This window comes from Streptomyces sp. NPDC090025, assembly GCF_044748125.1.
GTDB lineage: Bacteria > Actinomycetota > Actinomycetes > Streptomycetales > Streptomycetaceae > Streptomyces.
In genome coordinates this window covers 195,843-210,574 of the sequence record NZ_JBIVFL010000004.1, presented here as the reverse complement: position 1 = coordinate 210,574, position 14,732 = coordinate 195,843, and the positions used below count along the sequence as shown (strand labels likewise).

At 74.4% G+C, this 14,732-nt stretch carries 12 protein-coding genes and 5 tRNA genes; 10 read left to right on the top strand and 7 right to left on the bottom strand.

Features of this window, described 5'->3' with window-relative positions; translation table 11 throughout:
• Positions 1-281: 281 nt before the first annotated feature.
• From cobT to ACIPXM_RS13505, 3 genes are all read left to right on the top strand, one after another.
• The gene (gene cobT, locus ACIPXM_RS13515) at positions 282-3,581 is read left to right on the top strand and encodes a nicotinate-nucleotide--dimethylbenzimidazole phosphoribosyltransferase (RefSeq protein ID WP_401655001.1); all 3,300 of its coding nucleotides are present in this window, start codon (positions 282-284) and stop codon (positions 3,579-3,581) included.
• A 306-nt stretch (positions 3,582-3,887) separates the two neighbouring features.
• The gene (gene cobA / locus ACIPXM_RS13510; protein WP_401655000.1) at positions 3,888-5,117 is read left to right on the top strand and encodes a uroporphyrinogen-III C-methyltransferase; all 1,230 of its coding nucleotides are present in this window, start codon (positions 3,888-3,890) and stop codon (positions 5,115-5,117) included.
• Between the two features lie 145 nt (positions 5,118-5,262).
• Complete coding sequence (locus ACIPXM_RS13505) at positions 5,263-6,081, top strand: TrmH family RNA methyltransferase (RefSeq protein ID WP_401654998.1); 819 nt, start codon at positions 5,263-5,265, stop codon at positions 6,079-6,081.
• A 24-nt stretch (positions 6,082-6,105) separates the two neighbouring features.
• On the opposite strand, the gene ACIPXM_RS13500 is transcribed toward ACIPXM_RS13505, so the two are convergent.
• Positions 6,106-7,383: a protein kinase gene (locus ACIPXM_RS13500; RefSeq protein WP_401654996.1), complete on the bottom strand. Its 1,278-nt coding sequence runs from the start codon at positions 7,381-7,383 to the stop codon at positions 6,106-6,108.
• A gap of 498 nt (positions 7,384-7,881) precedes the next feature.
• Here ACIPXM_RS13500 and ACIPXM_RS13495 point away from each other — a divergent pair, with 498 nt between their 5' ends.
• The 3 genes from ACIPXM_RS13495 to ACIPXM_RS13485 all read left to right on the top strand — a co-directional run bounded on the left by ACIPXM_RS13495 (position 7,882) and on the right by ACIPXM_RS13485 (position 9,732).
• A complete protein-coding gene (locus tag ACIPXM_RS13495) occupies positions 7,882-8,052 on the top strand; it encodes a hypothetical protein (protein ID WP_401654995.1) in 171 nt (56 codons plus the stop codon).
• A gap of 413 nt (positions 8,053-8,465) precedes the next feature.
• Positions 8,466-9,377: a phosphotransferase family protein gene (locus ACIPXM_RS13490; RefSeq protein ID WP_401654994.1), complete on the top strand. Its 912-nt coding sequence runs from the start codon at positions 8,466-8,468 to the stop codon at positions 9,375-9,377.
• Positions 9,378-9,447: 70 nt separating this feature from the next.
• Positions 9,448-9,732 (top strand): zf-TFIIB domain-containing protein, encoded by a 285-nt coding sequence (locus tag ACIPXM_RS13485; protein WP_401654993.1) that lies wholly within the window; start codon positions 9,448-9,450, stop codon positions 9,730-9,732.
• A gap of 103 nt (positions 9,733-9,835) precedes the next feature.
• Here ACIPXM_RS13485 and ACIPXM_RS13480 read toward each other — a convergent pair.
• The 5 genes from ACIPXM_RS13480 to ACIPXM_RS13460 form a co-directional block, all read right to left on the bottom strand.
• Positions 9,836-9,910: transfer RNA gene (locus tag ACIPXM_RS13480), tRNA-Val, on the bottom strand.
• Positions 9,911-9,959: 49 nt separating this feature from the next.
• Positions 9,960-10,031: transfer RNA gene (locus tag ACIPXM_RS13475), tRNA-Val, on the bottom strand.
• A gap of 34 nt (positions 10,032-10,065) precedes the next feature.
• Positions 10,066-10,137 (bottom strand) — tRNA-Val (locus tag ACIPXM_RS13470).
• Position 10,138: 1 nt separating this feature from the next.
• A tRNA-Cys gene (locus ACIPXM_RS13465) sits at positions 10,139-10,212 on the bottom strand.
• 39 nt (positions 10,213-10,251) lie between these two features.
• A tRNA-Gly gene (locus tag ACIPXM_RS13460) sits at positions 10,252-10,324 on the bottom strand.
• Positions 10,325-10,612: 288 nt separating this feature from the next.
• On the opposite strand from ACIPXM_RS13460, the gene ACIPXM_RS13455 reads away from it, so the two are divergent.
• From ACIPXM_RS13455 to ACIPXM_RS13445, 3 genes are all read left to right on the top strand, one after another.
• Positions 10,613-11,689 (top strand): chorismate-binding protein, encoded by a 1,077-nt coding sequence (locus ACIPXM_RS13455; RefSeq protein WP_401654992.1) that lies wholly within the window; start codon positions 10,613-10,615, stop codon positions 11,687-11,689.
• Positions 11,686-12,516: an aminotransferase class IV gene (locus ACIPXM_RS13450; RefSeq protein WP_401654991.1), complete on the top strand. Its 831-nt coding sequence runs from the start codon at positions 11,686-11,688 to the stop codon at positions 12,514-12,516. Before ACIPXM_RS13455 ends, ACIPXM_RS13450 begins: the two co-directional genes overlap by 4 nt.
• Positions 12,517-12,584: 68 nt before the next feature.
• Positions 12,585-13,424, top strand: a complete 840-nt coding sequence (locus ACIPXM_RS13445) for a GNAT family N-acetyltransferase (RefSeq protein ID WP_401654990.1) — start codon at positions 12,585-12,587, stop codon at positions 13,422-13,424.
• 39 nt (positions 13,425-13,463) lie between these two features.
• Here ACIPXM_RS13445 and ACIPXM_RS13440 read toward each other — a convergent pair whose 3' ends face one another.
• Positions 13,464-13,997 carry a DsbA family protein gene (locus ACIPXM_RS13440; protein WP_401654989.1) on the bottom strand — a complete coding sequence of 178 codons (534 nt, stop codon included), beginning with the start codon at positions 13,995-13,997 and terminating at the stop codon, positions 13,464-13,466.
• Between the two features lie 194 nt (positions 13,998-14,191).
• Here ACIPXM_RS13440 and ACIPXM_RS13435 point away from each other — a divergent pair, with 194 nt between their 5' ends.
• On the top strand, positions 14,192-14,629 hold the full coding sequence (locus ACIPXM_RS13435; RefSeq protein ID WP_401654988.1) for a hypothetical protein: 438 nt from the start codon (positions 14,192-14,194) through the stop codon (positions 14,627-14,629).
• Positions 14,630-14,732 lie beyond the last annotated feature (103 nt).

Sequence of the window (14,732 nt, the reverse complement as noted above, 5' to 3'; positions counted from 1 at the left end):
GCTGACCGATTGTTGTACCGCACCCGGACGTTCGGCGATTCGTTCGTCAACGTCCCAGATGAGGGGTCGCTTTCACCCCTGATGTGGTAGAGCGCAGCCGAGGGACGCGCGACGTGGCGCAGTCCACAGCGAACCGTGGCGGATCCGCCTGTCAGGATGGCCGAAGGCCGCGACAATGTCCTTGTGTGTCCGCGCGCCCTTCGTGCCGCGCGGCACGCGAGCTCGTTGTTCTCGACGGGCAGGTCTGAAGGAGCACAACCGATGGGCGAGGGGTACGCAGCATGACGGACACCGGCCAGGTCCCGGGCGAGGGGCTGCCGGAGAACGCAGGCACGGTCGAGCAGCCGGGCATCCCCGCACCGGCCGCGTACGCCTTCCTGGACCCCTCCGACCACCCCGCCGAAGACGACGACGTGCTCCTCATGCCCGGCGCCCAGGGCGCCTGGAGCGAGCCGCTGCCGGGCATCCCGCCCGCCCCGCCGGTCACCGTGCCCCCGCCCCTCGACCCGCTGACCGCGCCCATCGAGCAGGTCACCGGCAGCACCCCGCCGCAGGGCGTCCCGGTGCCCCCGCAGGCCACCCCGGCCCATGGAGTGCCGTACGGGTACGAGCCCGGCGGCCTCGACACCGGCGCCCACGAGGCGGCGGGCCGTGACACCGGCTCGGTCGACCTCGGCGCCGTCCGCACCCCCGCCCCGGCCGGACCGCCCACCCCGCCGCCCGCCCGCCGCCCGCTGCACATGGGCCCGCCGGTGCCCGACGCGACCGGCGGCGTGGTCCGCTCGCTCGCCGACCGCGGCCCGGCCGCCGCGCCCGTCCCGCAGCCGACGCCCGTCGTGACCCCGCTCGCCGCCACCGCGCCCGCGCCGATGCCGGTGCGCACGCCGGGCCCGCCGACGACCGGTCCCGAATACCTGGACGTGCCGCAGCAGGACCAGCAGACCGCGCCGCAGGGTGCGATGCCGTGGGACGCGCAGCCCCAGGAGCCCCACGCGGCACCCGCAGAAACGGTCGTCCCACTGGTCGCACCGGTCGCACAGGCCGCCCAGTTCGTCCAGGTCGAGGGTTCCGTCCCGACCGCCCCGCATCTGGCCCCGGTCCCGGCCGCCGAACCGCTCCCGGCCGCGCCGCTGCCGGTCGAGCCCGTCGCCGTGGCCGTGCCGCAGCCGGTCGCCGAGGAGCCCGCCCCGGCCCCCGAGCCGGCCGAGGCCGCGCCGGAGGCCCAGCTCCCGGCCCCCCGCGAGCCGGAGGAGCAGCCCGAGGCCGTGGCCGATGAGCCGGTCCAGGCCGCGCCCGAGCCGGTCGAGGCCGCCCCGGAGCCCCAGCAGGACCAGCCGGTCCCGGCCCAGCCCGTGCTCGACCAGCCGGTCCTGGCCCCGCAGGCCCCCGAAGCGCAGGTCCCGGAGCCGCAGCCCGAGCCGACGTTCCCGCCCGAGCCGCAGCTCCAGGCCGAGCCCGTCGCGCCCGAGCAGACGGCTCCGGCGGCGGAGCCCACCCCCGAGCCGATCCCGGCCCCGGCCCCGGCCGCGCAGACCCCCGAGGCGCCCGAGGTACCTGAGGTGCCCGAGGCCCCCAGCGAGCCGGAGGAGCAGCCCGAGCCGGTCGCCGAGCAGCCGCTCCCGGCCGTCGAGTTCGCCCCCGAGGCCGAGGCCGAGGCCGAGCTCGCCATCGAGGCCGCGCCCGAGGCCGCGCCCGAGCCGGGCCCCGAGCCCGTACCGGAGTCGGCCTTCGAGACCGGCCCGGAGCCCACCCCGGCACCCGACGAGCCGCTCGCCGCACCCGACGGGATCCTGGCCGCCGACGACGAGCCCACCTCCGCGCCGGCCGAGGAGACCCCCGCCCCCGCCCTCGACCGTGCCCCCGGCTACGACGAGGCGGAGCGCGAGGCCGTGCTCCGCGTCATGCGCGAGCGCCGGGACATCCGCAACGGCTTCCGCTCCGACCCGATCCCGCACGAGGTGCTGCTCCGGGTCCTCGAAGCCGCGCACACCGCGCCCAGCGTGGGCCACTCCCAGCCGTGGGACTTCGTGGTCATCCGCTCCGCGGAGACCCGCCGCACCATGCACGAACTGGCGACGCACCAGCGCGAGGCGTACGCCAAGTCGCTGCCCAAGGGCCGGGCCAAGCAGTTCAAGGAACTGAAGATCGAGGCCATCCTCGAGACGCCGGTCAACATCGTCGTGACGGCGGACCCGACGCGCGGCGGCCGGCACACCCTCGGCCGCTACACGCAGCCGCAGATGGCCCCGTACTCCTCGGCCCTCGCCGTCGAGAACCTGTGGCTCGCCGCCCGCGCCGAGGGCCTCGGCGTCGGCTGGGTCAGCTTCTTCGACGAGCGCGAGATGGTCCGGGCGCTCGGCCTGCCCGAGCACCTCGAAGTGGTCGCGTACCTGTGCGTCGGCTACGTCGACGAGTTCCCCGACGAGCCCGAGCTGATGCAGGCGGGCTGGTCCAAGCGCCGCCCGCTGTCCTGGGTGGTCCACGAGGAGACGTACGGCCGCCGCGCGCTGCCCGGCGAGGAGCCGCACGACCTGCTCCAGGAGACCGTGGCGAGCATCCGCCCGCTGGACGCCAAGGCGCTCGGCGAGGCGTGGGAGCGCCAGAAGCGGATGACGAAGCCCGCCGGGGCCCTGGGCATGCTGGAGATCATCGCCGCGCAGCTCTGCGGCCTGTCCCGGGTGTGCCCGCCGCCGATCCCGGAGCCCGCCGCGGTCGCGATCTTCGCGGGCGACCACGGGGTGCACGCGCAGGGCGTCACGGCCTGGCCGCAGGAGGTGACCGGCCAGATGGTCGCGAACTTCCTCGGCGGGGGAGCGGTCTGCAACGCGTTCGCCAACCAGGTCGGCGCCGAGGTCTGCGTCATCGACGTGGGCGTGGCCTCCGAGCTGCCCGCGACCCCGGGTCTGCTGCCCCGCAAGGTACGGGCCGGTACGGCCGACTTCACCATCTCGCAGGCGATGACCCGCGAGGAGGCCGTCGCGGCGATCGAGGTGGGCATCGAGACGGCCCGCGACCTGGTCGCGGCGGGCAACAAGGCGCTGCTCACCGGCGAGATGGGCATCGCGAACACCACCGCGTCCGCCGCCCTGATCTCCGTCTACACCGGCGTGGACCCGACCGAGGTCACCGGCCGCGGCACGGGCATCAACGACGAGATGCACGCCCGCAAGGTGGACGTCGTCCGCCGCGCCCTCGACCTGCACAAGCCGGACCCGGACGACCCGATCGGCGTCCTCGCGGCGGTCGGCGGCCTGGAGCACGCGGCCCTGGTCGGCCTGATCCTGGGCGCGTCCTCGCTGCGTACCCCGGTGATCCTGGACGGCGTCTCCACCGGAGCCGCCGCCCTGGTCGCCCGGGCGATCGCCCCCGAGTCGCTGGCGGCCTGCATCGCGGGCCACCGCAGTGCGGAGCCGGGCCATGTGGCGGCCCTGAACAAGCTGGGCCTGCGCCCGCTGGTCGACCTCGACCTCCGCCTCGGCGAGGGCACGGGCGCGCTGCTCGCGCTGCCGGTGGTGCAGAGCGCGGCGCGCGCGATGCACGAGGTGGCGACCTTCGACTCGGCAGGCGTCACCGAGAAGTAACCCGCGGCCGGAGATCCGGGGAACACGCACCGGATCTCCGAACTTCGGGAGTGGGGGACGTGCAGGCCCCCGGGTTCGGGACGTAAAGCGTGATTTGGGGCGCGAAGAACTGCGCCAGAAGGTCTCCACTCACCTCGTCGCGCCGTAAATCATGCAGTCCCGAACCCGGGGGTCCGGAACGTCCCCCACGTCACCGCACCACCGGGCCCGCCCCAAGCCCACCGCATATCGTGAAGTGCGCCCCGCGCACCCCTTGCACCCCCCCCGCCCCGACCGGCACCGCCCCTCCCAAGGAGCCACCCGCCCATGGCCGACCACGCCGAGCACCCCGCCTACCCCGTCGGTCTGCGCCTCGCCGGCCGCCGCGTCGTCGTCCTCGGCGGCGGCCAGGTCGCCCAGCGCCGCCTCCCCGCGCTGATCGCCGCGGGCGCCCGGGTCACCCTCGTCTCGCCCTCGGCGACCCCGTCCGTGGACGCGATGGCCGAGGCGGGCGAGATCACCTGGGTACGGCGCCGCTACGAGGCCGGTGACCTGACCGACGCCTGGTACGTGCTCGTCGCGACCAGCGACCCCGTCGCCAACGCGGAGATCTCGGCGGAGGCCGAGCGCACCCGGACCTGGTGCGTCCGTTCGGACGACGCCGAGGCGGCCACCGCCTGGACCCCGGCCACCGGCCACAGCGAGGGCGTGACGGTCGCGGTGCTCACCGGCCGCGACCCGCGCCGCTCCGCCGCCGTGCGGGACGCGATCGTCGAGGGCCTGCGGGACGGCTCGCTCGCGGCGCCCGCGCACCGCGCCCGCACCCCGTTCGTGGCCCTGGTGGGCGGCGGCCCCGGCGACCCCGACCTGATCACGGTCCGCGGCCGTCGGCTGCTCGCCGAGGCGGACGTGGTGATCGCGGACCGGCTCGGCCCGCGCGACCTGCTCTCCGAGCTGCCGCCGCACGTCGAGGTGATCGACGCGGCGAAGATCCCGTACGGCCGTTTCATGGCCCAGGAGGCCATCAACAACGCGCTGATCGAGCACGCGAAGGCCGGGAAGTCGGTGGTCCGGCTGAAGGGCGGCGACCCGTTCGTCTTCGGCCGGGGCATGGAGGAGGCGCAGGCTCTCGCCGCCGAGGGCATCACCTGCACGGTGGTGCCGGGCATCTCCAGCTCGATCTCGGTGCCGGGAGCGGCCGGCATCCCGGTGACGCACCGCGGGGTGGCGCACGAGTTCACCGTGGTGAGCGGGCACGTGGCGCCGGACGACCCGCGTTCCCTGGTGGACTGGGCGTCGCTGGCGCGGCTGACCGGCACCCTGGTGATCCTGATGGGCGTCGACAAGATCGGGCAGATCGCCGAGGCGCTCATCGCCCACGGCAAGGCGCCCGGGACACCGCTGGCGCTGGTCCAGGAGGGCACCACGGCGACCCAGCGCCGGGTGGACGCGACGCTGGCGACGGTCGCGGAGACGGTGAGGACCGAGGACGTCCGCCCGCCCGCGGTGATCGTGATCGGCGACGTCGTCCACGAGTCCCCGACCAAGCCCCTCTGACCCACCCGCCGCACCCGCGACCCCACAGCGACCGCACAGGCACCGCACAGCGACCGCACAGAGACTCCCGAGCGACCCCCGAGCGTCCCGAGCGCGCACCCCCGCACGCATTGGCACCACCCACCGGACAAGGCAGTATCACCCCGTGGCCGAACTCATCACGATCGACGACCCCGACGACCCGCGCCTGCGCGACTACACCGGACTGACCGACGTCGAGCTCCGACGCAGACGCGAACCGGCCGAGGGGCTGTTCATCGCCGAGGGCGAGAAGGTGATCCGCCGCGCCAAGCAGGCGGGTTACGAGATGCGGTCGATGCTGCTGTCCGCCAAGTGGGTGGACGTGATGCGGGACGTCATCGACGAGGTCCCGGCACCGGTGTACGCGGTCCAGCCGGACCTCGCCGAGCGGGTCACCGGCTACCACGTGCACCGCGGGGCGCTCGCGTCGATGCAGCGCAAGCCGCTGCCGACGGCCGCGGAGCTGCTGGCCTCGGCCCGCCGGGTCGCGGTGATGGAGTCGGTCAACGACCACACCAACATCGGGGCGATCTTCCGCAGCGCCGCCGCGCTCGGCATGGACGCGGTGCTCCTGTCGCCGGACTGCGCCGACCCGCTGTACCGGCGGTCGGTGAAGGTGTCGATGGGCGCGGTGTTCTCGGTGCCGTACGCGCGCCTGGACACCTGGCCGCGCGGCCTCGAAGCGGTCCGCGAGGCGGGCTTCAAGCTGCTCGCGCTGACCCCGGCGGACCGGGCGGCGTCGATCGACGAGGCCGCCCCGCACAAGCTGGACCGGGTGGCGCTGATGCTGGGCGCCGAGGGCGAGGGTCTGACGACGCAGGCGCTGCGCGCGGCGGACGAGTGGGTGCGGATCCCGATGGCGCACGGCGTGGACTCGCTGAACGTGGGCGCCGCGGCGGCGGTGGCCTTCTACGCGGTGACCAGCGGCCGCCCGCAGCAGTAAGAAGCCAGACCCGTCGGGGGCGGCTCAGCCCTGGAGGGCCTGCGCGGCGGCGATCCCGAGCGCCACCACGAGCGTGACCACCACGAACACGAACAGCCGCTGCCGCAGCAGCCGCGGATTGGCCGGCCGCCGCCCCGTGGACGTGGCCCGGGAGCCCGGACGGGTGCCGGGACGCGTACCCGGGCGGGACCGCTGCGGGCGCGCGCCCTGGCCGCCGCCGGTACGGGACGAGGAGGGCCGCGACGCCGAAGGACGCGAACCGCCGCCGGTCGGCCGGTCGCCGCGCTCGGTGGCCCGGTCCACGGACCGCTCCGTCGACCGGTCGGCACCCCGCTCATGCGCACGCTCCGACCCACGCTCCGGCCCGCGCTCAAGACCCCGCTCCGTCGTGCGCTCCGTGTACCGCTCCGTCGGCCGCGCCGGACCGCGCTCCTCCACGCGCTCCCGCTGACCCGGCGGCCGCCCCGAGGCGGGCAGCCCCTGCGCCTCGCGCGCCGCGATCTCCTTCAGCCGCATCGACAACTGCAGCGTGCTCGGCCGCTCCTCCGGATCCTTCGCCAGACACGCCCGTACGAGCGGAGCCAGCGCGTCCGGCACCCCGTGCAGCTGCGGCTCCTCGTGCACCACCCGGTAGAGCATGACCTCGGAACTGCCATGGCCGAACGGCGAATCACCCATCGCGGCGTACGCCAAGGTCGCACCCAGCGAGAACACGTCCGTCGCCGGAGTCACCGCCGCACCCCGCACCTGCTCCGGCGCGAGGAAGCCGGGGGAACCCACCGCGGTCCCGACATGCGTCAGGGTGCTGGCGCCGGTCGCCCAGGCGATACCGAAATCGATGATCCGGGGACCCTTGGGCGACAGCAGAATGTTCGACGGCTTCAGATCCCGGTGCACCACCCCGGCCTCGTGCACCGCGACCAGACCCTCCGAAAGGGCCGCGCCGATCCCCGCCACGTCCGACGCCCGCAGCGGACCCTCCTCGGCGACCCGGTCGTGCAACGAAGGCCCCGGCACGTACTGGGTGGCGAACCACGGACGCTCCGCGTCCAGATCGGCGGCCACCAGACGGGCCGTGCAACCACCACGGATCCGCCGCGCCGCGGACACCTCACGGGCGAAACGGGACCGGAACTCCTGGTCCTCGGCCAGATCCGGCCGGATCACCTTCAACGCCACCCGCTGACCACGCCGGTCGGAACCGAGGTACACGACCCCCATCCCACCGGCCCCCAGCCGGCGGTGCAGCCGGAAGGTCCCGACGATCCGCGGGTCCTCGCGCCGGAGCCGCATCATCGCCATGTCCGTCCCCTCGTCCGTTCGACGTGGCACAGCTTACGTACCCCTGCCCCGGCCCGCTCACAGGCCGCGCCCTCGGGGGCGCATCGATTGTCAGTGCTGAGGGGGACACTTGAGGAGGGGTCAGTGAAGCCGCGCGCCAACACCCCCTCATACCAAGGCCGTTGAAGATCCATCCGCACGACACCCCGACACCCCCGGCCAAACGTGAGCGACGTCACCCCCATCCCGAGCAGGCACTCCGCCCCACCGCGACACCCCACCGCCACCCTGAGCCCACCCCTGGGGGAAGTCCCCCACTCAGGGCCACCCGTCTCCACCCAGGGGAGTACACCGAGCGGAGCCCCGTCATCCTCCTGGAGGCCCGCAAGTCGGTACGCGGGCATGACGCCCCGCCCGCCCCCAGAACCTAGATTTGATGTCGAGCGGCGGGTGCAGCACTCGTCCCCCGAGGTCACCGCACCCGCCGCCCACAAGACACGACACGACAGGAGAGGAACCATGGCGTACACGGCCCCGCGGATCGACCACCACCGCCCTTCCGGCCGACGCCACCCCCTGGTGGCCACCGCCATGGTCCTCCCTCTCGCGGCCCTGCTCGTCGTCGTCTTCGGCGGCTGGGACGCAGTGGTCACACAAGCGTCGTCCGTGGGCGTGATGCTGGGGCGCTGAGCGGCGCCCCAGACCCGGGTGAGCGGCCCGGGTCGGGACATCCGGCCATACAACCCCGTGGGGACGGGGGTGCGGCGGACGGCAGCGAAGGCCGGTCAGCTGGGGAGCTGACCGGCCTTCGCTTTTCCATTGGGAAGCTCGGTTCGCCTCCGGGGCGCTACAGCCGAGCTCACAGCACCTGCCGTGCTCGGCCCCTCGTTCCTCGGGGCCTGTGCGCGCCAGGCACTGTTCCCTCGACGCGCCCCTTCGGCTCACTCGCCCCTACGAGCACAGCCGCACCAGTAGCCACCCCCGGGGCTGCACCGCATCCACAGGGCTCAGCCCGCACCGGTCGGTGGACACCTTGTCCGGCCCGCACCAGTAGTCACCCCCGGGCCCCGGTCCCTCGCGTCGCGTGCCGTTAGGCTCCCCCGGTGGACGACACCGCCCTCCAGCAGCTGCACGAACTCGCCCGCGCCGCCGCGCACCCCGGCTCCGGAGGCGAGGGCGGCGACTGCCGGTGTCAGGCCGGGGTGCTCGCGGACCGGGCGGACGGGACCGTCGTACGGCACGGGCGCCTCGTCCTGAAGGCGCACGGGCCCGGTGGGGACGGGGGCGAGCTGGCGGCGCGGGTGCGGGTCGCGGGGCTTGGTGGGGTCGAGGGGGTGCTGCTGGCGCCCGTCCCCGCGCCCCGGACATCGCGCGGGCCCGAGGACCGGCCGCTGAGTGTCTGGCCGTACGGCGTCCCCGTCGACCCCGAGGACCCCGACGCGGCGCCCTGGGAGGCGGCCGGGCGGCTGCTCGCCCGGCTGCACCAGGTGCCCGCGCCGACGGGGACGCCGCCGATGCGGGCGCCCGTGAAGGTGGCGCTCGCCGTCGAACGGATGCGCCGGGCCGCGCCCGGGCATCCGGCGGCGCCCACGGTGCTGCGGGCCTGGGCCACCATCCCCGACCGGGTGCCGGGCGGCGCCGCCCTGTGCCACGGGGACTTCCACCTCGGGCAGCTGGTCCGGCTCGGACCGCCCGGAGCGGACGCCCGCTGGCGGCTGATCGACGTCGACGACCTCGGCGTGGGCGACCCCGCCTGGGACCTGGCACGGCCCGCCGCCTGGTACGCGGCCGGACTCCTGGAGCCGGGGGTGTGGTCACGGTTCCTCACCGCGTACGAGACGGCCGGCGGCCCCGCCACCCGCCCCGACCCCTGGCTCCGGCTCGACCTGCCCGCCCGCGCGCTCACCGTGCAGACCGCCGCACTGGCCCTCGCCAAGTCCACGACGGAGCGACGCCCGCTGGACGAGGTCGAACAGGTCATGATCGACATTTGCGCCCGAATCGGTTCTGTCTGAACCGAGTTGGGCCCGGCGGCGTCCACGTACTCTGAGAGCACCATCCGAACGGCAGGGAGTTGAGTCCGGCATGCAGTGTCCCAAGTGCCACGCCCAGATGCACACGTACAACCGCAACGGCGTCCAGATCGAGCAGTGCAGCGGCTGCCGCGGCATCTTCCTGGACTACGGCGAGCTCGAGGCCCTGACCCGCCTGGAGTCGCAGTGGGTCCAGCAGGTCCCGCCGCAGGCGTACCCGGCGCAGCCCGCCGCCCCGGCCTGGGGCGCCCCGCAGCACCACGGCGGCCACGGGCACGGCCACGGTCACGGGCACGGCCACCGCGGCGGCTTCGGCCGGCTGCTGTTCTCCTCCTGAGCGACAGGCGTCGCGGGCCCTCCGGGGCCCGCACGGGCGCCCCGTACTCCGCTGAACGGACACGACGAAGCCCCCGACCGCTGGGCGGCCGGGGGCTCGTGACTGGTGCGCGATACTGGGATTGAACCAGTGACCTCTTCCGTGTCAGGGAAGCGCTCTCCCGCTGAGCTAATCGCGCGGGAACACCACGGAGGGTGCGGATACTGCGTACTGCCGGTGATACTGCGTGCGCGATACTGGGATTGAACCAGTGACCTCTTCCGTGTCAGGGAAGCGCTCTCCCGCTGAGCTAATCGCGCGGGGGATCCGAAGACCCAGGACCCGAAGGTCCAGTGGACGATACTGGGATTGAACCAGTGACCTCTTCCGTGTCAGGGAAGCGCTCTCCCGCTGAGCTAATCGTCCTTGGAGGTGGAGACGGGATTTGAACCCGTGTAGACGGCTTTGCAGGCCGTTGCCTCGCCTCTCGGCCACTCCACCAGGAGTGAATACAGGGGTTCGGGAAGATCCCCCACATCGAGCGGACGACGAGATTCGAACTCGCGACCCTCACCTTGGCAAGGTGATGCTCTACCAACTGAGCCACGTCCGCTTGTCGTTTCCGTTCCGCTTGCGCGTCCCGGCGACGTGTTGAACTCTAGCGGATTCCTGGGCCAGTACAAAAACGCGTTTCCGCAGCGTGCTGACCTGCGGCCCGGTCGAGGCGGCCGGGAGCGTTCGTACGACGTTCACTCCGTGTGTTCCCGAGATGGCGCGCAGCCGCCCTCTGGAGTCCGCCACACCCGTCACCTCCGCCCCACGGTGCCGCCCGCCCGGGGCCCTTCGGCCCCCCGCCTCGTTCCCTCCGGCCCCTTCCGGCCCGCCGCCCTAGACTCGCTGTGTGCACCCCCTCACCCCCCTGGCCCGCTTCGGCGGCCTCCTCGCCACCGATCTGCGGGACGTCACCCACGACCCCGAGGCCCTGGACTCGTCCGGGTTCTGGGCGGTCGTCGCTGACTTCGAGGGCCGGCTGACCTGCGCCCGGTTCGGCGACGTGCGGCCCGACCCGGTGCCCGCGCCGGTGCCGGGCGGCTGGCGCGGACCGGCGGCCGACGACTGGACGTCCTCGCTCGACCGCGCCGCGTACACGGCGGGCGTCCGCCGGATCCGGGAGCACATCGCGCGCGGCGAGGTCTACCAGGCCAACCTCTGCCGGGTGATGTCCGCGCCGCTGCCCGACCCGGCCGCCGCCGACGTCGACGCGCTCACCGCGCTGCTCGCGCGCGGCAACCCCGCCCCGTACGCCGGAACGATCCGGCTGCCCGCGCACGGCGTGGAGATCGCCACCGCCTCGCCCGAGCTGTATCTGCGCAGGACCGGGGAGACCGTCGAGTCAGGACCGATCAAGGGCACCGGGCGCACCGCCGACGACCTCCTGGAGAAGGACCACGCCGAGAACGTGATGATCGTGGACCTGGTCCGCAACGACCTCGGCCGGGTCTGCGCCACCGGCTCCGTCACCGTGCCCGAGCTGTGCGCCGTCGAACCGCACCCCGGTCTGGTGCACCTGGTGTCCACCGTGCGCGGCGAGCTGCGCCCCGGCGCCGGCTGGCGTGAGCTGCTCGCCGCCACCTTCCCGCCCGGCTCGGTGACCGGCGCCCCCAAGTCCAGCGCGCTCGGGATCATCGAGGCCCTGGAGACCGTGGCGCGCGGCCCCTACTGCGGCGGCATCGGCTGGGTCGACGCCGACCGGCGGACCGCCGAGCTGGCCGTCGGGATACGCACCTTCTGGATCGACCGGGCCGACGACACCCTGCGCTTCGGCACCGGAGCGGGCATCACCTGGGGCTCCGACCCCGAGCGCGAGTGGGCGGAGACCGAGCTGAAGGCGTCCCGGCTCGTCGCGATAGCGTCGGGCGACGCGGCCGCCGCCACCGGCGGCGCGTACGAGGCGAGCGGAAAGGCCATCTCCCGATGAAACTGTGGGTCAACGGCGCACTGCACGACGCCGGGTCCGCCCGGCTCTCGGTCCTGGACCACGGGCTGACCGTCGGCGACGGCGTCTTCGAGACCGTGAAGGCCGAGCGCGGCGAACCGTTCGCCCTCACCCTGCACCTGGAGCGGCTGGCCCGCTCCGCCGCCGGGCTCGGGCTGCCCGAGCCCGACCTCGACGAGGTGCGCCGGGCCTGCGCCGCCGTCCTCGCGGCCAACCCGACGGAGCTCGGGCGGATGCGCATCACCTACACCGGCGGACTCTCCCCGCTCGGCTCCGAGCGCGGCGACGAGGGCGCCAGCCTGATCGTGGCCGTCGGCGCCACCACCCGGCGGGCCGACTCCACCGCCGTGGTCACCGTCCCCTGGACCCGCAACGAGCGCGGCGCGCTGACGGGCCTGAAGACCACCTCGTACGCCGAGAACGTCGTCGCCCTGGCCAGGGCGCGCGAGCGGGGCGCGACCGAGGCGCTGTTCGGCAACACGGTGGGGCAGCTCTGCGAGGGCACCGGATCCAATGTGTTCGTCGTCCTCGACGGCCGGATCCTGACCCCGCCGGTCGCCTCCGGCTGTCTCGCGGGCATCACGCGCGCGCTGGCGGTCCGCTGGACCGGCGCGGAGGAGACGGACCTGCCGCTGGACGTCCTCGATCGCGCCGACGAGATCTTCCTGACCTCGACGCTCCGCGACGTCCAGGCCGTGCACCGGGTCGACGGCCGGGAGCTCGCCGGGGCGCCCGGTCCCGTCACGGCCAAGGCCATGCGGATCTTCGACGAGCGGGCGGCCGAGGACCGCGATCCGGCGCTCGGCTGACCCGGCCCGCCGGGCGGGCGGCGGAAATTGGGCTGACGGACCGCCGTCCGATGGGTAGAACAGCGGTGATGACCACCACCCTGCGGCCGTCCGAGCCGCTCCAGCAGTCCGCCGACGGCGTCCGCTCCCGCGCGTACGACATCTGTGTCAACAGCCGTCGGGTCGGCTCCGTCCGGCTCGCCACCGACCCGGGCTTCGGCCCGGCCGCGGGTCTCATCGAGGACCTCGGCGTCGACGAGCCGGACCGAGGCCGCGGCCGGGGCGCGGTGGCGGCCCTCGCGGGCGAGGAGGTGCTGCGCGGCTGGGGCTGCACGGAGGTGACCGTCTCGGTCCCGGCGGACGCGGCGGCGGCACTGCGGCTCGCCCGCTCGCTCGGCTACACCGAGCGCAGCCGGAACATGCTGAAGGACCTCCCGGACACCGCCCCCGAGCTGCCCGTGGGGGTGGTGGCGCGGCCGATGGGCGAGCGGGAGTTCGCGGTCTGGTCGGAGCGCACCAAGGACGCCTTCGCGCAGAGCTGGATCGAGCGGGGCGTCCCCGAGGACCAGGCGCGGGCCAAGGCCGAGGACAGCCACCGCCGTTATCTGCCGGACGGCCTCGCCACCCCCGGCACCGACGTGTACGTGGCGGTCGTCGCGGGCGCGGTCGTCGGCTTCCTGTGGACCGGCGCGATCGAGGTGCGGCCGGGGGAGCGGACGGCGTTCGTGTACGAGGTGGAGGTCGCCGAGGCGCACCGCGGCCGGGGCTACGGGCGGGCCCTCATGCTGCTCGCGGAGCGGCTGGCGCTGGCCGCCGGGGAGCGCCGGCTCGGACTGCACGTCTTCGCGGGCAACACCCCGGCCATCGGGCTCTACGAGTCCCTGGGCTACCGCACGACCCTGGTGAACAGCGCCAAGACGCTGCGGTAGGCGCTGCCCGGGGCGCGGGGTGTCCCGGCGGGGCGGGGGTCAGGCGCCGAGCAGCCGGTCCGCGATCTCCGTGATGCGCGCGCGCAGCCCGTCCTGGCTCTGGCCGCCGTCGAGGCGCTCGCCGCCGATGACGTACGTGGGGGTGCCGGTGACCTTGACGGCCTTGCCCTCGGCCTCGTCGGCGTCGACCGTCAGGAGGTGCCGGCCGTCGATCAGAGCGGTGTCGAACTCCTCGGCGTCCAGGCCGAGTTCGGTCGCGACCGCGAGGAGCACCGGCTCGCCGCGGTCGCCGAGCTCGGCGGTCCTGGCGAGCAGCGCCTCGGTGTACGCCCAGCCCTGCCCCTGCGCGAACGCCTCCTCGGCGGCCTGGGCGGCGGCGTAGGCGTGCTTGTGCTTGGCCAGCGGGAAGTGGCGCAGCTGGATGTCGAGGCGGTCGCCGTACGCGGCGCGCAGGGCGCGGACGTCGGCCAGGGCCTCGAAGCAGTCGGGGCACTGCAGGTCGAACCATGCCTCCAGGACGACGGGGGAGGCGGCGGAGGCGGGGCTGGTGTTCTCGGTGGTGGACTCGCTCATGGGAGGAGTCTCCCACCCGGGCGCCGGCGGGCCCGCCGAGCGTCCCGGGGAGGGAGCGCGCGGGGTGGTCGTGCGGCCGGGTTCCCTGGGGGACGACCCGGAGATGTCCCTGATCCCGGGCCGCGGGCATGGCCGGAGCGGGGTGGGACGGTGCAGGATGGAAGGGACGTATCGCCCTGGACCTGGAGGATCGCATGCTTGCCGAGACCGTTTGCTCCGCGGTGGCCGCGGCGGGCCTGGGCATCGCCGGGATCACGGCGTGGCGGAAGAAGTTCCTGAGCGCGGCCCGGATCGCGGCCTACGCGCTGGTCCCGCTCGGCCTGGTGATGACCGGCGCGGTGGAGTGGCTGGCCGACACGGCGTTCAGTCCGGTGGCCTGGGCGGGCTTCGGCGTGCTCGGGGCGGCCTGGCTGTTGTTCTCCTCGACCAGGGCGGTGGAGCGGCGGCGGTCGGACCGGGCGGAGACCACCGGCGGGGAGCAGCGGGCGGCGGTGGCCCCGGCCGCGTCGGCCCCCGCGGTCGGCGGGCGGCGCGCGCAGGCGCCCGCGAAGCCGTCGGCCAAGCCGTCGGGCAAGCCGGCCGACGAGGACTTCAGTGACATCGAGGCGATTTTGAAGAAGCACGGAATCTGACCGGGTGCGGATCGCGCGGCGACCGGTTCTGACCCTTCTCGATCCCGCCGTCCACGGGATGGGGTGAACTCGTCCCACCTGGGGGTGTTCCGGGCGATCTTGG